The 17,007-nt window shown below is 45.6% G+C and carries 17 protein-coding genes; 7 read left to right on the forward strand and 10 right to left on the reverse strand.

The window, feature by feature from the left end:
• From C9J01_RS16695 to C9J01_RS16705, 3 genes are all read right to left on the reverse strand, one after another.
• Nucleotides 1-183, reverse strand: a complete 183-nt coding sequence (locus C9J01_RS16695; RefSeq protein ID WP_107299273.1) for a hypothetical protein — start codon at nucleotides 181-183, stop codon at nucleotides 1-3.
• Nucleotides 184-259: 76 nt separating this feature from the next.
• Complete coding sequence (locus tag C9J01_RS16700) at nucleotides 260-676, reverse strand: DUF1499 domain-containing protein (RefSeq protein ID WP_107299395.1); 417 nt, start codon at nucleotides 674-676, stop codon at nucleotides 260-262.
• A gap of 63 nt (nucleotides 677-739) precedes the next feature.
• Entirely contained in the window at nucleotides 740-1,087 is a 348-nt protein-coding gene (locus tag C9J01_RS16705; RefSeq protein ID WP_107299396.1) for a DUF2956 domain-containing protein, read from the reverse strand.
• Between the two features lie 493 nt (nucleotides 1,088-1,580).
• Between C9J01_RS16705 and C9J01_RS16710 the strand changes: the two genes are divergently transcribed.
• Nucleotides 1,581-2,042, forward strand: a complete 462-nt coding sequence (locus tag C9J01_RS16710) for a DUF2919 domain-containing protein (RefSeq protein WP_107299274.1) — start codon at nucleotides 1,581-1,583, stop codon at nucleotides 2,040-2,042.
• 5 nt (nucleotides 2,043-2,047) lie between these two features.
• The gene (locus C9J01_RS16715; RefSeq protein ID WP_107299275.1) at nucleotides 2,048-2,458 is read left to right on the forward strand and encodes a hypothetical protein; all 411 of its coding nucleotides are present in this window, start codon (nucleotides 2,048-2,050) and stop codon (nucleotides 2,456-2,458) included.
• Nucleotides 2,459-2,538: 80 nt separating this feature from the next.
• On the opposite strand, the gene C9J01_RS16720 is transcribed toward C9J01_RS16715, so the two are convergent.
• Nucleotides 2,539-2,850 carry a hypothetical protein gene (locus tag C9J01_RS16720; RefSeq protein WP_107299276.1) on the reverse strand — a complete coding sequence of 104 codons (312 nt, stop codon included), beginning with the start codon at nucleotides 2,848-2,850 and terminating at the stop codon, nucleotides 2,539-2,541.
• 316 nt (nucleotides 2,851-3,166) lie between these two features.
• Here C9J01_RS16720 and C9J01_RS16725 point away from each other — a divergent pair, with 316 nt between their 5' ends.
• On the forward strand, nucleotides 3,167-4,063 hold the full coding sequence (locus C9J01_RS16725; protein ID WP_107299277.1) for a Dyp-type peroxidase: 897 nt from the start codon (nucleotides 3,167-3,169) through the stop codon (nucleotides 4,061-4,063).
• Between the two features lie 365 nt (nucleotides 4,064-4,428).
• On the opposite strand, the gene crr is transcribed toward C9J01_RS16725, so the two are convergent.
• From crr to cysZ, 5 genes are all read right to left on the reverse strand, one after another.
• Complete coding sequence (gene crr / locus C9J01_RS16735) at nucleotides 4,429-4,938, reverse strand: PTS glucose transporter subunit IIA (protein WP_039460662.1); 510 nt, start codon at nucleotides 4,936-4,938, stop codon at nucleotides 4,429-4,431.
• Nucleotides 4,939-4,978: 40 nt separating this feature from the next.
• Nucleotides 4,979-6,706: a phosphoenolpyruvate-protein phosphotransferase PtsI gene (gene ptsI / locus C9J01_RS16740; protein WP_107299279.1), complete on the reverse strand. Its 1,728-nt coding sequence runs from the start codon at nucleotides 6,704-6,706 to the stop codon at nucleotides 4,979-4,981.
• Between the two features lie 53 nt (nucleotides 6,707-6,759).
• The gene (gene ptsH, locus C9J01_RS16745) at nucleotides 6,760-7,017 is read right to left on the reverse strand and encodes a phosphocarrier protein Hpr (protein WP_007466533.1); all 258 of its coding nucleotides are present in this window, start codon (nucleotides 7,015-7,017) and stop codon (nucleotides 6,760-6,762) included.
• A gap of 314 nt (nucleotides 7,018-7,331) precedes the next feature.
• Nucleotides 7,332-8,300 carry a cysteine synthase A gene (gene cysK / locus C9J01_RS16750; protein WP_107299280.1) on the reverse strand — a complete coding sequence of 323 codons (969 nt, stop codon included), beginning with the start codon at nucleotides 8,298-8,300 and terminating at the stop codon, nucleotides 7,332-7,334.
• Nucleotides 8,301-8,703: 403 nt separating this feature from the next.
• Nucleotides 8,704-9,477 carry a sulfate transporter CysZ gene (cysZ, locus tag C9J01_RS16760; protein WP_107299397.1) on the reverse strand — a complete coding sequence of 258 codons (774 nt, stop codon included), beginning with the start codon at nucleotides 9,475-9,477 and terminating at the stop codon, nucleotides 8,704-8,706.
• Nucleotides 9,478-9,858: 381 nt separating this feature from the next.
• Here cysZ and zipA point away from each other — a divergent pair, with 381 nt between their 5' ends.
• The 4 genes from zipA (at nucleotide 9,859) to C9J01_RS16780 (ending at nucleotide 15,617) form a co-directional block, all read left to right on the forward strand.
• On the forward strand, nucleotides 9,859-11,127 hold the full coding sequence (zipA, locus tag C9J01_RS16765; RefSeq protein ID WP_237156995.1) for a cell division protein ZipA: 1,269 nt from the start codon (nucleotides 9,859-9,861) through the stop codon (nucleotides 11,125-11,127).
• A 129-nt stretch (nucleotides 11,128-11,256) separates the two neighbouring features.
• Nucleotides 11,257-13,272 carry an NAD-dependent DNA ligase LigA gene (gene ligA / locus C9J01_RS16770; protein ID WP_107299282.1) on the forward strand — a complete coding sequence of 672 codons (2,016 nt, stop codon included), beginning with the start codon at nucleotides 11,257-11,259 and terminating at the stop codon, nucleotides 13,270-13,272.
• A gap of 553 nt (nucleotides 13,273-13,825) precedes the next feature.
• Nucleotides 13,826-14,875 (forward strand): porin, encoded by a 1,050-nt coding sequence (locus C9J01_RS16775; protein ID WP_107299283.1) that lies wholly within the window; start codon nucleotides 13,826-13,828, stop codon nucleotides 14,873-14,875.
• A 76-nt stretch (nucleotides 14,876-14,951) separates the two neighbouring features.
• Nucleotides 14,952-15,617, forward strand: coding sequence for a DUF2057 family protein (locus C9J01_RS16780; RefSeq protein WP_107299284.1), 666 nt, complete (start codon nucleotides 14,952-14,954; stop codon nucleotides 15,615-15,617).
• 39 nt (nucleotides 15,618-15,656) lie between these two features.
• On the opposite strand, the gene C9J01_RS16785 is transcribed toward C9J01_RS16780, so the two are convergent.
• Complete coding sequence (locus C9J01_RS16785) at nucleotides 15,657-15,854, reverse strand: hypothetical protein (protein ID WP_107299285.1); 198 nt, start codon at nucleotides 15,852-15,854, stop codon at nucleotides 15,657-15,659.
• Nucleotides 15,855-17,007 lie beyond the last annotated feature (1,153 nt).

Here is a 17,007-nt window from a genome sequence, read left to right on the forward strand (position 1 = left end):
CTATTTGGCGCGGTACCAGTGGTATACCCCCAAGGCAATCAAGAAGAGCCAAAGGCTGTAGATAATAACCCACAGCGTCAGAGTGTTCATGGTGCCGGGGAGTAACAGTGACTCGACAAGGTTAACCAACACCATGCTCAGGAACCCTAGGATGCCGAATAACAAAAAACTGGCAATACTCATAGCGATCTTCCATCAGGAAACTAGTTTGATTTTAGATCTAAATGAGAATTGTTTACAGTTGTTTTGTTGCTCTGGATCAGTTTTTCTTCAGATATCCTGCTTCATTCAATAGCGCTCGGAATTGTTCTGCCCGTTCGCGGTTAACACCGAAATCAGAGTATCCGGTACGAGATTCAGAACGCACGGTAAGTTGGCCTGATTGCCGCTGTACTTCAAAATCATCAACAAAACGGAATACTGTGCTGGTGCATTCGATATGCAGGTATTCCTCGGTACGTTTGGCTAGGGAGGCGCCGGGTAGGGTGAGGGCGAGTTGCTCGATATCTGCCCATTGCTCTAACCCTGTTTCATTGAGCTCAAAGGGGGCTAAGGCGTGCTCTTCACGGTTATCCAAGGTGCTGACACAGTTTGGCTTCTCGCCGCAGACTTGGTTGACTCTAACGGCATTGCTATGGGCTGAATCTGGGCTGCCACAACCGGTAAGTATGGCCATAAGCGCGACTAGAGGAATATAACGAAAACCTTGTTGCTGGATCATCCATGACTCCTTATATGGTTAACCGAGTTGAAGGAAACTAATAAATCCAATCCAAGAAACAACCAGCAACAACCAAGGTAGCCAGTGCTGCTTGCTCACAACCACTTGTTCTACTGCAGGAACGTCGGTAGTGGTTTGCTCTATGTCTTGCACTTTGTCTCTTGCTTGTTTCTTGCGTAGCTTGTCCCGCTCGCGGGATTTGGCTTTCTGCTGCTTTTTGTATTGCTCGATACCGTGCTGGATCCCTTGGGCGATCAGTTTGGTTTGTTCCTTGCTTTGTCCGGGTTTCTGTGTTGCTCGCGCAATCTTCATTGCTTCTGCTTGGGTTTCTGGGGAAGGGGTCCCTTGACTCTTCTTGGTGGCCATCGTTTGTCCTATGAATGGGTCTTTGACCAGATTATACAGTGCCTTCATGATTTGGCACATTGCTGTAATTATCCCCTCCTAAAGAGGTAGGAATCTTACATCAGCTGAATAAAATATGAACAGGGTGTAATTTGCGTTAATATTCATTAACATCATGAATTTCAATGATTATTAAGCTAAACTGCTGGAAGTTGAACATATTTACTCCTGATGTGACTTTTGTAATAAAACTAGAAATTTCGTCAATCTCATCCCACAAAACGTGATCATTCCGACAAGACGAACACCCAAATAGTGCGTTGAACCACAGAATTTACCTCTTTGGGTGGTAGTTGTGAGCAGATAGATTAAGGTGTGCCTAGTACTGAACAGTGTTGTTATATCGGCCCCAGTAATTGAATTATGCCCATAGCTGCCAATAACGAACTTAGCTATTGAAATACTAGAGGCAAAGCTCCATTGCATATTAAGCAGTGAGAAACGGGGAAAGTGAGTGTTATATCCGATAGACGCCTACGACAAGCATGGCTTGTTGAAACCATCTGCCATGTTATGGCTGTGCTGGTTGTTTAGTGCCAAGGGCTGGGTGATTTTTGTCATGGCGGGCGCAAGCCGCCAGCAAGGGGCCCAAGTCTTGGAGATTTTATATCCATTGCGAGAAAACCTATATCTGGCAATGCTATTAGGCCTTCCGGCCCTTATCTTTATGTGGATGGCCGGATACCGACATAAAAACAAAAAACTAATTAATTACGTATGGCTGCACGGGAGGGGAATCCTGCTGCTGAGCTTTACGACAGATTGTGTTCTGCAAATGTACCAACTGATGTTGACCCACGGGGCCTTCAGTTGGACCCGGGCAATCAGCTTGCTGCTGACATTCTGGCTAGGAGGGTACCTGCTCAGAAGCTCAAGGGTCAGAAATACATTCGCGGACAAGCCCGTAGAGAGGTAAGTACAATGAATGATTGGGGTAAAGGGTTGGTGCTGTTCAGCGCACTGCTAAGCCCGTTAGCCATGGCCGATTGGCTACTCGATGTTAATTTCGAATTGACCGGTGAGTCCGGAAGCACGCAATCGGTCAATACATCTTTGTCGCTATTGCCAGGAGAAGAAACTGTCTTCTTTGGTAGTAATATAGATAGTGAAGATCATAGTCGCGAACTTGTCGGCAGCGCAGAGTTGCTGGAAGTATCAGCGGAAGAAGTGAAGATTGCCTTCAAAGTTCAGGAGCGCCTTGATGACGGCGGTTGGCGTACATTGGTGTCTCCAACGCTCTCTACCGGTTTGAATGCACCAACCATGTTTGAAGGGTTGGATAATAACGGCGATCAGCAAGTGAAGCTTCAGGTGGAAGTAACGTCGGTATAAGGTTTCTATCTACTTCTCGAATTGAAAAGCCCGCAGTCGATGCGGGCTTTTTTGCATTTACGACAAGAGAAAGGAAAACACTACACAGAGGTATCAAGGATATTTCCGCTATCTGTTCCCTGATCAGGGGTAATGCTCTGGCTGTAGAAATCTGGCTTGGGGCGGTGATCGGTGATGGCATCCGCCACTTTCTTTTTGATGATCAAACGCTCTTCCTGAGTTTTGGCCTTGTTGTCGGCTGAGATCACAACAGTGTCAGGATCCTTTTTCGGATCATCTTCGAACTTGTTTGCACTGTTTTGATGGATATCTATCAGCTTCTGTGTTTGCTTGGCTTGATAAAGGGTACCAGCCACCTCTTTGGTCGGAAATGATGATGAACCTGTCTCCATGATCTAATCCTTGTTATTGGTATCAGCTAATGTGTTGTGTTTGTATAAATTTTACTCCACCTTAGCAGGTCAAAATAGACACAAGTTGAACATTTCAGCATTTTTCAGCGTCTATTTCGTTCAGTAATGGCGGTAAGGAGGCAGAAATATGCTTGAGGTGGTAGCTAAAGTTATTGAAAATCTCTATAAGACACATATTGATTTGAATTATGTAATCCCACTCTGCTGATAACGATCAATTTTCCGAGCTGTATTATCGATATACTTTAGGCAGTATAACGCTGGTACAGCAATGATAATAAATTAGGAGAAAAATATGGCTACGGCACAACCTTTGATTTTGCCTGAAGCAGGACCATTTGCACTATATGTTGTTATGAAGGCAACAGGTGAAAACAAGGCACTTGTTGAGCGCTGTCAGCAAGTCCACACATTGGTTGAAGAGATCAATAACCAACAACCGGGTGCCGAGCTACGAGCGAGTATCGCGTTTGGTAAGACATTTTGGGCATCACTTGAAAAAGGCATGCCGGCAGAGTTCGATGACTTCACACCACTAGGTGAAGGTAAAGTGACAGCACCGGCAACCGGTGGTGATGTATTGCTTCATGTTAACTCAAGCCGTCACGACCTGAACTTCTACCTGCTTCGCCAGTTCATCTCACCGATCGCCGAGCATGTTGAAATCATGGATGAAACCTATGGTTTCAAATACCTAGATTCCCGTGATATGACTGATTTCATCGACGGTACCGAGAACCCGAAAACGTTGGAAGCCCGTCAGGATGTAGCCTTGATCCAAGAAGGTGACTTTACCGGTGGTAGTTTTGTGATGCTGCAGCGTTTCGTCCACAACCTACCGGCTTGGAACCGTTTGAATATCCAAGCTCAGGAAAAAGTGGTTGGCCGTACCAAGCCAGACTCTGTAGAGCTTGAAGATGTACCAGCAGCCTCACACGTAGGCCGTGTTGATATCAAAGAAGAAGGCAAGGGCCTTAAGATTGTTCGCCACAGCCTGCCATATGGCTCTGTAAGCGGCGACCACGGCTTGTTGTTTATTGCCTACTGCAACACCCAACATAACTTCAAAGCTATGCTAGAGAGCATGTACGGCCACACAGACGGCAAGACCGACCAGCTGCTGCGCTTCACTACCGCTGTAACCGGTGCTTACTTCTTTGCCCCGTCGGTTGAGATGTTGAATTCGTTGTAAGAACGGAAAAGCAAAAGCGGTTATATGGCCCTAAGGCCCTGTGGAGCTAAACTTTGAGTGAATCCTCGATCTTTGATCGGGGATTTTTTGTTTCTAGAAGATCAGGAAAGGCGGTTCTAGGAAGAGCAGGTCCTAGTTCCTAGGAAAAGCAGAAGCAAGTGCTTGACGTATCATAGCGATAAACGAAAGCTGCTTGTAGAACCCAGAACCCAGAACCCAGAACCCAGAACCCAGAACCCAGAACCCAGAACCCAGAACCCAGAACCCAGAACCCAGAACCCAGGACCCAGGACCACAGAACCGTTCTTCCAATAAACAAAAAGCGCCGCCCGAGGGCAGCGCTTTTGGCAAAGATTGTGACAATCTTACTTCTTGATGCGAAGAACTGGAGTTTCACCAACAGTTGTTGCGCCAGAAAGTTTGTTCAGCTCTTTGATTTCGTCCATGTTAGAGATAACAACTGGAGTCAGAGTTGACTTCGCTTTCTCTTCTAGAAGTGCTAGGTCGAATTCGATGATAGTGTCGCCAACTTTAACAGTCTGGCCTTCTTCAGCGATGCGAGTGAAGCCTTCACCTTTCAGTTCAACTGTGTCGATACCGAAGTGAACGAATAGCTCGATGCCGTCGTCAGACTCGATAGAGAAAGCGTGGTTAGTTTCGAAGATCTTGCCGATAGTACCGTTTACTGGTGCAACCATTTTGTTGCCAGCAGGTTTGATAGCGATACCGTCACCAACGATTTTCTCTGCGAAAACAACATCTGGCACATCTTCGATGTTTACGATTTCACCAGAAAGTGGTGCGATGATTTCGATAGCACCAGCTTCAGTGTTGTCATCAGAAACCAGCTTCTTAAGTTTGTCAAACAGACCCATATCGTTGCTCCTAAGCGTTTTTATTCTATCTGCAGCTATATTAGCAGATGGTCTTTTCTGCGATGAATTTTTCTACGTGAGCTTCAATTTCAGCAGCAGTAGGCATAGCAAGCGCCTGCTCAGCCATTGCTTTAACATCAGCAAAGTTAGCGTTGCGGATAATCTTCTTAACGCGAGGAATCGAAATTCCACTCATGCTGAATTCGTCCAGACCCATACCTAGTAGTAGTAGGGTTGCACGCTCATCACCCGCTAGCTCGCCACACATACCTGTCCACTTGCCTTCTTTGTGAGAAGCGTCGATAACTTGCTTAATCACAGTTAGGACAGCAGGTGATAGTGGGTTGTAAAGGTGAGAAATCAGCTCATTACCACGGTCAACAGCAAGAGTATACTGGGTTAAGTCGTTAGTACCAATACTAAAGAACTCAACTTCTTTTGCTAGGTGGTGAGCAATCGCTGCTGCAGCAGGGGTCTCAACCATTACACCGATCTCGATGTTTTCGTCGAACGCGTGGCCTTCAGCACGAAGCTCTGCTTTGTACTCTTCAATCGCAGCTTTCAGTTCGCGGATTTCCTCAACAGAGATAATCATCGGGAACATGATACGGATCTTACCGTGCGCAGATGCACGAAGGATACCGCGTAGCTGGTCACGTAGGATTTCGCGACGGTCAAGGCTGATACGAACCGCACGCCAGCCTAGGAACGGGTTCATTTCTTGTGGCAGATCCATGTACGGTAGATCTTTGTCACCACCGATATCCATAGTACGGATGATCACTGGCTCGCCGTGCATTGCTTCCGCAACTTCTTTGTAAGCTGCGTACTGCTCTTCCTCGGTAGGAAGTGCGTCGCGGTCCATGAACAGGAATTCAGTACGGTAAAGGCCAACACCTTCACCACCGTTACGGTTAACGCCGTCACAGTCTTTAACTGTACCGATGTTACCGCAAACTTCCACTTGCTTGCCGTCAAGCGTGATAGCTGGCAGGTCTTTTAGCTTAGCCAGTTCTTCTTTCTCGGCAACGTGTGCGTCACGGATCGCTTTGAATTTGGTTAGTTCAGCTTCAGATGGGTTGATAACAATCGTGTTGTTGATTGCATCAAGAATCAGCATGTCGCCGTTCTTAACCTGAGCTGTAATATCGTTAGTACCTACGATTGCAGGTAGCTCTAGAGAACGCGCCATGATAGAGGTGTGCGACGTACGGCCACCGATATCAGTGATGAAGCCAAGAACGTAATCTAGGTTGATTTGCGCAGTTTCAGAAGGCGTTAGGTCGTTAGCAACCAGGATAACTTCTTCGTTGATAGCGCTTAGGTTTACGATGCTGATACCCAGTGCGTTTTTCACAAAGCGGTTACCGATATCACGGATGTCCGTTGCGCGCTCTTTTAGGTATTCATCATCCAATGATTCTAGCGTAGATGCTTGCTCTTCGATGATTGAGTGAATCGCAAGGTCTGCAGACGCATTGTTGTCTTTAATGAAGGCTATGATTTCTTCTTCAAGCTCTTCATCTTCCAGCAGCATGATGTGGCCTTCAAAGATGGCTTCCTTCTCTTCACCGAAGGTTGCACGTGCTTTTTCTTTGATAACTTCTAGTTGCTCAGAAGATTTTTTTCGAGCATCGAAGAAACGCTGAATTTCGTTCTCGATTTGGTCTGCAGCGATTGGAGCTTTGTTTAGAACAATCTCTTCTTCCTGCAGTAGTAGTGCTTTACCAAAAGCAATACCAGGAGATGCCAGGATACCTGAAATCATAGCCTTACCTTAAATTGACTTAAAACTAGGGGAAGTAATAAACGGACTGCGGATTAGTGCAGTTCGTCCATTAGAGCAACTAGGTGGTCAACAGCTTGTTGAGCTTGAGCACCTTCAGCAGAGATAGTTACTACTGTGCCTTTTACTAGACCTAGAGTCTGAAGCTTGAATAGGCTTTTAGCGCTTGCGCTTTTGCCGTTTGAAGTCACTGTGATGTCAGCGTCGAAGCCTTTAGCTTCTTTAACGAACTGAGCAGCTGGACGAGTGTGTAGACCGTTTTCTGCAGTGATCTCAACTTGCTTCTGATACATTTTTCACCCCGATATAGATATTATTTATTTAATATTAACGTAACTGAAAGTAAGCTTAACCTGTTTATGCTAAGCTCGCTATCTGGGATTATAAACTACCCAACAGTTCGGTGTTTGAGATTAATCCAAGTCAATTTTTTGTGACTTTTCTCTCTGTTCCAACCTCTAGCCGTCCTTTTTTTGACCGCTTTATTTTGAAGCTAGAAATAAAACACAACGGATTTATATTAAAGCTACGGCCAAAATGCAACAAAAAAGCCCCCCATAGGGAGGCTTTTGGGTAACATTCGTTACGTCAACATGTGAAAGTGTGATCACTGTTGGGTTTCTTTTTCTGTAAAGATACCGGCAAACAGTGCTGATGACAGGTAGCGCTCACCTGAACTTGGTAGCACAACAACGATATTTTTACCTGCAAATTCTGGACGTTCAGCAATGCGGTTTGCTGCTACTACTGCTGCGCCAGAAGAAATACCTGCTAGGATACCTTCTTCTTCCATCAGGCGACGTGCCATATCAATTGCATCTTCTGAGCTTACGCGCTCAACTTCATCAATTAATTCAAGATCTAGGTTGCCAGGAATGAAGCCAGCACCGATACCTTGGATTTTGTGTGGCGCAGGCTTGATTTCATCGCCGTTAAGGGCCTGAGTGATAACTGGTGACTCAGTAGGCTCTACTGCCACTGTAGTAATGGCTTTGCCTTTTTGCTGCTTGATATAGCGGCTCACACCTGTCAGCGTACCACCGGTACCTACACCCGAAACAAAGACATCAATTTCACCGTCGGTGGCATCCCATACTTCAGGGCCTGTTGTCTTCTCGTGGATTTCAGGGTTGGCTGGGTTGTTGAACTGTTGTAGTAGAAGGTACTTGTCTGGGTTCGAAGCAACAATTTCTTCAGCTTTTTCGATAGCGCCTTTCATACCTTTTGGCGCTTCTGTAAGAACAAGGTTTGCACCTAGGGCTTTAAGTAGCTTACGGCGCTCAAGGCTCATGCTCTCTGGCATAGTCAGCGTTAGTTTGTAGCCACGAGCAGAAGCAACAAACGCAAGAGCAATACCTGTGTTACCACTTGTTGGCTCAACAAGCTCAACACCTTCTTTCAAAATACCTTTCTTCTCGGCGTCCCAAATCATATTGGCACCGATACGACATTTAACGCTGAAGCTCGGGTTACGGGCTTCAACCTTAGCCAAGACGTTTCCTTTACTTACTCGGTTAAGGCGAACGAGCGGAGTATTACCAATAGTCAGGGAGTTATCTTCGTAGATCTTGCTCATTGTTGTCGTTCCTTCGTAACGCGTTTAAAAACATAAGACACGTTAAGCATAACCCCTAAACGAGGTTTGCAAAGTAATTTGTGGTTATATCTTATTGTTATATGGGAACAACAGTATGTACGGTCAAGGGACTAAGGTGGGATACGACAAGTTTCGCGTGAGTCTTTATGTCAGTGGAAGTTGGTCCTGGGAAGAAATGGTCCTAGGTCCTTGGGAGAGCAGAGGCTAGTTCCTAGGAGGAGCTGATTTTGAGAAAAGCGAGAAGAGCGAATAGCTTGACTTGATAAAGATAGCTTTAAAAGATCCTGCAGGACCCAGGACCCAGGACCCAGGACCCAGGACCCAGGACCCAGGACCCAGGACCCAGGACCCAGGACCCAGGACCCAGGACCCAGGACCTAATTTAGTAATTTCTATGCTGCTCGCGGTAATGGTCAACCCACATAGCCGTTGCGCCACATACTGCTACCGGCATTACGAACAGGTTGAGGATTGGGGTCATGGTGCAAAGCATTACCAGGCTACCAAAGCTTAGCGATGTGCCGCGCTTAGTTTTCAGGGCATCGCGCATGGCTGGAAATGGCACCTTATGGTTGTCGAACGGGTAGTCGGCGTACTGGATACTCATCATCCAGGCACTGAACAAGAACCACAAAACTGGGCCTACAGTCTGACCAATAGCCGGGATCCACATTAGGATGAAAAGCCCAATGGCTTTAGGTAGGTAGTACTTTAGCTTGATCCACTCGCGGTGCATGATCCGAGGGAGATCTTTCATGACGCCGGTGATCCCAGTATCCGGGGCCTTTTGGCCAGTCAGCTTGGCTTCTAGGTGCTCAGCGAGCAAACCATTGAATGGCGCTGCAATCCAGTTGGCAATAGTACTGAATAAATAGGAGAAAGTGACTAGGGTGGCGATAGCAAGTAAAGGCCACAGCAGGTAAGACAGCCAATCTAGCCAGCTTGGCAGTTGATTCATCCAGCCATCAATCCAAGTTCCCAGCTGACTGAGTACCAATCCGAAGGCCGTGCCAAACAGCACAATGTTAATTAATAGAGGAAAGAGGACAAAGCGACGCGTTCCAGGTTGGGTCGCCAGTGAAATGCCACGAAAGAAATAACCGGCACCACTTAATGGGGCTGTTAGCTGGGGGCGGGGCTGCCGGGTAGATTGCATATAGGCTCCTTGGCAAGTCGAAAATGGGATAAAGATGTAATCATTCTTGGCCTGATAGTAACGGTGATTAATAGCTATAAGCAAATTAACGCCGTTTGGGAACGCTCTGATGACAGCAAAAATGGTCAAAGCTTGTTCATTTTTGTGCTCGGCAGCACTATCTTGCACGAATAACGACTTTCACCTTCTCATTCTGATTTGAGTTTTGATACATTAGAGTAAAGTTAAGTCCATAATGACTGATGTATACTACTTCAGTGAAGGGTTGTAGTTGGCTTTTTAATTTGCACTTTTTTGTCATAGCTGTATGACTGACTATGATAAAAAGTAACAAGCTAAGTAGTAGAGGTTACCCACTGGCGAGCAGTGGCTGTAACCTAGATGTTGATTTACCCGGTAATGGGTTACAAGTTAATTCAGAGTATTCGTATGCAGGAATTGCGTCTGGTTCTTATTATTGTCGGTGCACTTGCCATTGCAGGATTGTTGCTTCATGGGCTATGGAGTAGCCGTAAAGAAAAACCTGCAAAGTTTGGTGAGAAGCCACTGGGTAAGTTGGACAAGTCTTCCCGAGATTCGGAAGGGTTTGATAAAGATGGTGTAGGCAGTGTCAGAGTGGTGGGCTCTGATACAAGTGTTGCCGAGGCACCTCGTCATGAAAGGAAAGAACCCGAATTGCACTTCGGTGCAAAGTTGGATGCTGACCCATTACTCGATGGCCCTGCCATCAACGATTCAGTTTCTACCCAAGGGCAAAATGCACCGAGTCCAGCGATGACTGCAGTAGAGACACCCGCTCCCGAACAAGTGGTTGCCCCAGAGCCGGCATCTGTTGTTGTCGACAAGCCAAAAGTTGTTGAACAACCTGTAGTTGCAGAACCTAAACCGGTAGCAGCACCAAAGCAAGAGCCTGTACCGCAAGCTCAAGAGCAGGCAGCCCCTAAAGTTGTGGCACCAGAGTCGACAGAGAAGGTGGCAGAAAAAGTTGAGCCGGTGCTAAATGTTGCTACCGCTGAGCAAGTCACGCTTGAAGAACCTGCGCAAGCTGAGACTCAGCAACCAGAGACCGCTGAACCTATTGCTACCGCTTCAGTAGCGATTGAGTCCCCAATTAACGTTGAGGTAGAAACGGTACGAACGGAAGAAGCCGTTATTGAACCCGTTTCAGAGCCAGTTGTTGAGCAAAGCCTGCCTGTTGAAGAGCCGGAACAGCAGGTCGAGAAAGAAGTGCTGCCACCTGATTACTTGGTATTGAATGTTCACGCCCGTAATGGTGAGATGTTCCGTGGCAGCCGACTATTTAACGCTTTTGAACAAAACCACCTGATCTTCGGTGAAAACTCGGTGTATCACCGCCATGCAGATGCTGCGGGTACTGGGCCTGCTATTTTCTCGGTGACCAATATGGTGCATCCGGCCCATTTCCCTGAAGGTGGCAATGAAAGCTTTGAAACGCCGGGGGTAGCATTCTACCTTATGCTGCCATGCGAGGTTGGCCGTGCTGATCAGAACTTCAATTTGATGCTGCAAACTGTTCAGCGTATTGCTGATAGCTTGGGCGGTGATGTGCTTGACCATGAGCGAAACCTTATCACGCCGCATCGTATTAATGGCTACCGCGACAAAGCGCAGCGCTATACTGCTAATTAATTTTTTGTAGCTTTTAACGAACACAATTGGCCCTTTATACATATGGTATAAGGGGCCTTGTTTTTTTATATCTCCCCCAAGCAATACCTTAATAAGGTGAAATCGCTTGGTATAAGTACAGGTACATATATGAGCCACGATATTCAGCAGCAGCTCGATGAGTTGCGCGAACTACTTGCCTATCACGGTCACCGCTATTACGTAGAAGACAATCCGGAAATACCTGATGTTGAATACGACCGTATGATGCAGCAGTTGCTGGCGATTGAGGCCGAAAACCCTGAGTTGGTTACGGTTGACTCACCGAGTCAGCGTGTTGGCGGTAAGCCGCTGGACGGCTTTACCCAGATCACCCATGAAATCCCGATGCTGTCTTTGGACAATGCATTCAACGACGAAGATCTCCATGCTTTTGAAAAGCGAATGCTGGATCGCCTGCTCTCAGAATCCTCTCTGACTTATTGCTGTGAGCCCAAGCTTGATGGCTTGGCTGTGAGCTTGATGTATGAGAACGGCGTACTGATTCAAGCAGCGACTCGAGGTGATGGCACCACCGGTGAAAATATCACAGAGAACGTGCGTACCATTCGTTCTATCCCGCTTAAGCTTCGCGGCGAGGGTTGGCCGGCACGCCTTGAGGTTCGTGGTGAAGTCTTCATGCCGAAAAAAGGCTTCGAAGCACTCAATGAAAAAGCCTTGAAGAAGGGTGAAAAGACATTTGCCAATCCGCGTAATGCAGCGGCAGGTAGCTTACGACAACTTGACTCTAAGATTACAGCTACACGACCTCTGAGTTTTTATGCCTATTCTGTGGGTGTAGTTGAAGGGCTCGAGCTTGCACCAAGCCAATATGATCGTTTGGTACAGCTTAAAGGGTGGGGCTTGCCGATGTGCCCTGAAATTCGCCAACTTGCCAGCATGGATGAAGTGATCGCTTACCACCAGGAAATTGGTGGAAAACGCGAGGCGCTACCTTATCAAATTGATGGTGTGGTGATCAAAGTCGATGATGTTGCTATCCAGCAGCGTTTGGGCTTTGTTGCACGTGCCCCTCGCTGGGCGATTGCCTACAAATTCCCTGCCCAAGAAGAGCTGACCACGCTTAAGAATGTTGAATTTCAGGTTGGGCGTACCGGTGCGATAACGCCAGTAGCAAAACTGGAGCCGGTATTCGTTGGTGGTGTTACGGTAAGTAACGCGACATTGCACAATGCCGATGAGATTGCTCGTTTAGGTGTCATGGTGGGAGACACCGTAATTATCCGCCGTGCCGGTGATGTGATCCCGCAAATTGCATCTGTTGTCGAATCGCGCCGCCCGGCTGATGCCAAGGAAATTATTTTCCCAGACGTGTGCCCAGTGTGTGAGTCCAAAGTTGAACGAGTGGAAGGTGAGGCAGTTGCACGTTGCTCCGGTGGACTTTTCTGCCAAGCCCAGCGTAAAGAAGCCCTCAAGCACTTTGTGTCGCGTAAAGCGCTGGATGTTGATGGGTGTGGCGAAAAAATTATTGAGCAACTGGTTGACCGTGAAATGGTGGCCACACCTGCCGATCTCTTCAAGTTGTCAGCGGGCGTATTGACGGTTTTGGAAAGAATGGGCCCTAAATCGGCACAAAAGCTGGTGGACTCACTATCTTCATCAAAGCTGACGACACTGCCTCGTTTCCTGTATTCACTGGGTATCCGTGAAGTGGGTGAAGCAACAGCTGCGAACTTGGCCATGCACTTCGGCACACTTCCTGACATTGAGGCGGCAACCAAAGAGCAACTGGTTGAGGTTCAAGATGTCGGTGAGATTGTTGCGGCACACGTTTACAACTTCTTCCGTGAAGAGCATAACCTGACTGTGATTAAAGAGCTTATTGAAGTGGGGATTCATTGGCCGGCGATTGAACAACGTGATGAAGATGTTGAATTACCGTTAGATGGAAAAACGGTTGTGCTGACAGGTAGCTTGTCACAGCTAACCCGCTCTGATGCCAAAGCGGCATTGCAAAACCTTGGTGCCAAAGTAACGGGAAGTGTCTCTAAGAAGACAGATTTACTGGTTGCCGGGGAGGCTGCGGGGTCAAAATTAACCAAAGCTCAAGAACTTGGCATCGAAATTTGGGATGAACAGCAGCTTGTTGACTTCATGGCACGGTAAAACCGTTAAAAACGTCAAAATTTAATTTATTGACGAAATTAACGTGAAATAGCTCTAAAGTGCTGTCTTTAGAGCTATTTTTTTTGCATAAAAATAAAACCCCTTTGTTATTTTTTGATGCGAATTCTTTGGGGTTTTTAGCTGTCTTTGAGACAAAAAAGTGCTGGCAAATGCACTAGTGATGGATAGATCATTTTAAAGGTAGCTATAAGTTGTTGATACTTTTATATGTTCAAGTTGTTGTTATTAATCATGTTTTTGTTTTGTTTGTATCTATTTAGAATGCGATTTGATCCGGATCACTAATCGCAAAAAACTTTGCACTGAGTCATATTTTTTAAAGAATAAATTAAGTTCTGTTTGATGTTTTTTGATGTGAAAGTAGTCTTAGGGGGGAAGAAGGACAGAGGTTGAAATAAATAGTTCAATCTAAGTTTAAAAAATATAGCAAGCTGCATTCGGCAGGTTGCATATTGGGAGAGTTACTTGTTGCCCTCGGCGGCCAACCTTTTGGGCACAAGTAAACACAGCTAGTATTTTTAGGAGTTTTTCCATGGATAAGATGTTCAAACGTTCTCTATTGGGCGCGGCAGTCGCGATGTGTGCAGCTGCTGGTAATGCAAACGCAGCCATCGAGCTGATGGGTGAGAACGTAGTGCTGTACGGACAGGCAGCAGGTAGCTTGCAGTACTGGAGTGCGGATGCCAAGGGTGAAGATGATAATGTTGCAGTAGAAATTGAATCCCGTATTGGTATCCGAGGTAAAGTAGAATACGACGCGATGGCTCCTGCTTTCATTTACCAGATGGAAACAGGTAACGCTGATAATGGTGGCGGAGGTAATGATGACGGCTGGGGGGCATTCGGTGGTCGTGACACTTACGTCGGTTTTGAGTTTGACGGCGTTGGTCAAATTAAATATGGCCGTCAGCTAGTCGCCGCTTACGATTACGTTGACTGGCCGCACACAAACCCAGGCCTAGGTAACGTGTTCGATTGGCATAGCGCCATTGGGACAGGTTTTGCTGACCGTGCGAATCACACAATTCGCTTTGACTCTGCTAACTGGAGCGGTTTTGACTTCCAGGCGACTCTTAGTGGTATGAATACATCAACAGACGCAATGATTGCTTCGATTGCGGCGGCTTACACAGGCTCTAACTTTAACGTTCATGCCGGTTACTACACGCAGAATGATTACACAAATGGCGCTGGTGAAAAAGCGGGTGATGAGTCTTACGCTATTGTTGGTGGTAGCTTGAACCTTGGTGATTTCACTTTCACTGCTGCCTACAAACCAATGTGGAACGATCGTACTGATAACCAGCAAGATGCATACTCTGCAACTGTTGCATATATGATGGATCAGACTTGGGTCTATAAGCTAGGTTATGCAGCAACGACAGATGCCGATAAAGCAGTAGATCGTGATGACAATGGCGTATTCACTAAAGACACGGCCTCTCAAGCCATTACAGGTCGTGTGATGTACTTACTGCCAAGTACTGCACTGTACTTCGATGTTCGTAATTACGACATGCTAGGTAATAATGAGGAACATGACGGTACACGCTTCATGTTTGGTGCAGAGTACTACTTCTAATAGTGCATGATTCTACTGATTAGATGACACATTGCGGGCATCTCCGGGTGCTCGCATTTTTCATAAAGAGGGACATATGAATAATAATCTGAAGAAATTGCTGGGAGTAGCAACTTTGCTCGTGGCAGCAAACTCACAGGCTGCGGTTAACGTGTCTTTTGAACGAGATGTCGAACTCTTGGCCATCAATGGTAAGCCGTTAGGGGCGTTCACAAAATCGCCAAGTAATATTGAGTTAGAAGATGGTCCTAATCAGTTGATTACTCGTGTATCAAAATTGGTTTCCTACAATGGTGAGTTCAAAAAATTTCTTACCAAACCGGTGGTACTAACATTTAATCAATCAGAGACGGATCTTCATATAAGTGCAAGCCGGTCAATTATTCGTGAAGACCAGATCAAAGGCTTTGATAAAGAACCATCATTTAAGTTAGAAGAGTCTGGCGTTGAGTTTTCCGATTTCCATCAAGGTGTATTGCCCCGAGGAGCGGGTATCGCACGTGATTATGAGCGAGAGCTGGCCGATTATAACGTCGCCCATGGCTTCGTCGCAGAGGCAAGGGTAAAACCAGCACTTACCTATGGCGCTACCACGAAAAACGCAACGGTGGTAACCCAATCAGCAACAAGCTCAAGCATGTCACTTTCGGACGATCAATCGCTTATTATATTGCAGGCTGATTTTTTACGGCTCCCTGCTGAGAAAAGAGCGGTTTTTATCAAATGGGCTGCTCAACAATAATTTGATAGGGAGTGGAAATCCCCACTCCCGACAGTTAAGCTAGTATTTAACTGTACCTTTCTTCTGCAGTTTGCAGATCATCAGTGGGGTATAATCTACTTTTCCATCCGGTAAAAGACACTCAACCCAAGGCCCTGTTGCCGATGATGCCTTTGCACCACCAGAGCTTGAGTTAGCCATGGTATTGCCCGAAAAAAATAAAAATGTGGCTACAGTTACAGCAATTACACTTTTCATATAAACCTCAATTTTAATTAGATGAAATAGAGTAAGCTTTCCCTTGCTTAAAATCAGATAATTAACTCCGTTGCTTATCGTTTCATTTTCAGTTTACGTATAGGATTAGGAAAAGGTCAAAAAAATTTCGAAAATCTCTGTAAATTTATACAAATAAATAAGTGTTCTTTTTTGCTTTTATCTTTACTCTTTAAAATCAGTTACTTATGGTTGGTAGTGTTGGGGGCTGATTATTTTGAAGAGCGTGAAATCTTAAAGTTGAAAAATAAATTTATAATCTTAACCCTGCATCGTTTATTTTCTGTCTTGCCTGTATTTTCGAGATCTAAATTTATAAAGTGAATTAATCGCTACTTCCTGTTGTATCGATAAAAATTACCTAATCGAATGCATATATAAACTCATGCTTATTTGTTGGAAGCTAAGAAACTAATTATGGCCATCGAATTTTCCCTCATCTTTTTCTGAAACGCCTCATTATATTGACAGATAGGTATATCACCGGAACTTTACTTGGTATGCCACACAACTGTGGGCTAACTAACACTGCTTTTCGCCAAACCATTAAGTGATAGTTGATGTGTGCGTTTGTCTCAGTGTTACCTATTGATTTTTCGGTAAACAATTAACGGACAGATTGCTTGTAGGTGGCTGAACTTATCTGTAACACAGCAGATACGCCTGCTCTGATAGTCGTCTAAAGGGGACAGACCTGTCGTTATAGCTAATGTCAAAAACGTCAAAAAACTATTAAAAGGTAAAAATTCTCTCTGTACATAAGAGAATGCATTGAGAGCATGATCACTGTTTCCTCATCAAGAAAAATAATAAAAAGCCACAGACTGTAAATCTTCCTAAGAAACGCAAAAAAATGTTCTCTATTTCACTTCTTTATGCGATCTGGCGCACTCTTTATTTTTACTGCAAAAACAGCGATGCGTTTATGTTTTTACGTTAAGTGTTTGTATTTTAATCTTTTATGTTGAGTTTAGATTTGCCTATTTTGAAGGCGATCATGTTTTTCTTTGACCTATCTTCACGATAAAAAAAAAGCCGATAGCCTTATTTATGAACAACAGATGATAGAAATTAAGGCAATCCTCCTTCGGCGGCCAACTGAGGAGGCATTGCCTAAACAGCTATAATATTAGGA

This window comes from Photobacterium rosenbergii, assembly GCF_003026455.1.
GTDB classification, from domain to species: domain Bacteria; phylum Pseudomonadota; class Gammaproteobacteria; order Enterobacterales; family Vibrionaceae; genus Photobacterium; species Photobacterium rosenbergii.

Bases quoted from the DNA above. Each gene is read 5' to 3' on its own strand.
- C9J01_RS16780 (WP_107299284.1), top strand. From the start codon at position 14,952: ATGAATAATAATCTGAAGAAATTGCTGGGAGTAGCAACTTTGCTCGTG.
- C9J01_RS16775 (WP_107299283.1), top strand. From the start codon at position 13,826: ATGGATAAGATGTTCAAACGTTCTCTATTGGGCGCGGCAGTCGCGATG.
- C9J01_RS16720 (WP_107299276.1), bottom strand. From the start codon at position 2,850: ATGGAGACAGGTTCATCATCATTTCCGACCAAAGAGGTGGCTGGTACC.
- zipA (WP_237156995.1), top strand. From the start codon at position 9,859: ATGTTGATTTACCCGGTAATGGGTTACAAGTTAATTCAGAGTATTCGT.
- C9J01_RS16785 (WP_107299285.1), bottom strand. From the start codon at position 15,854: ATGAAAAGTGTAATTGCTGTAACTGTAGCCACATTTTTATTTTTTTCG.
- C9J01_RS16695 (WP_107299273.1), bottom strand. From the start codon at position 183: ATGAGTATTGCCAGTTTTTTGTTATTCGGCATCCTAGGGTTCCTGAGC.
- cysZ (WP_107299397.1), bottom strand. From the start codon at position 9,477: ATGCAATCTACCCGGCAGCCCCGCCCCCAGCTAACAGCCCCATTAAGT.
- C9J01_RS16725 (WP_107299277.1), top strand. From the start codon at position 3,167: ATGGCTACGGCACAACCTTTGATTTTGCCTGAAGCAGGACCATTTGCA.
- crr (WP_039460662.1), bottom strand. From the start codon at position 4,938: ATGGGTCTGTTTGACAAACTTAAGAAGCTGGTTTCTGATGACAACACT.
- cysK (WP_107299280.1), bottom strand. From the start codon at position 8,300: ATGAGCAAGATCTACGAAGATAACTCCCTGACTATTGGTAATACTCCG.
- C9J01_RS16715 (WP_107299275.1), top strand. From the start codon at position 2,048: ATGAATGATTGGGGTAAAGGGTTGGTGCTGTTCAGCGCACTGCTAAGC.
- C9J01_RS16705 (WP_107299396.1), bottom strand. From the start codon at position 1,087: ATGGCCACCAAGAAGAGTCAAGGGACCCCTTCCCCAGAAACCCAAGCA.
- C9J01_RS16700 (WP_107299395.1), bottom strand. From the start codon at position 676: ATGGCCATACTTACCGGTTGTGGCAGCCCAGATTCAGCCCATAGCAAT.
- ptsH (WP_007466533.1), bottom strand. From the start codon at position 7,017: ATGTATCAGAAGCAAGTTGAGATCACTGCAGAAAACGGTCTACACACT.
- ptsI (WP_107299279.1), bottom strand. From the start codon at position 6,706: ATGATTTCAGGTATCCTGGCATCTCCTGGTATTGCTTTTGGTAAAGCA.
- ligA (WP_107299282.1), top strand. From the start codon at position 11,257: ATGAGCCACGATATTCAGCAGCAGCTCGATGAGTTGCGCGAACTACTT.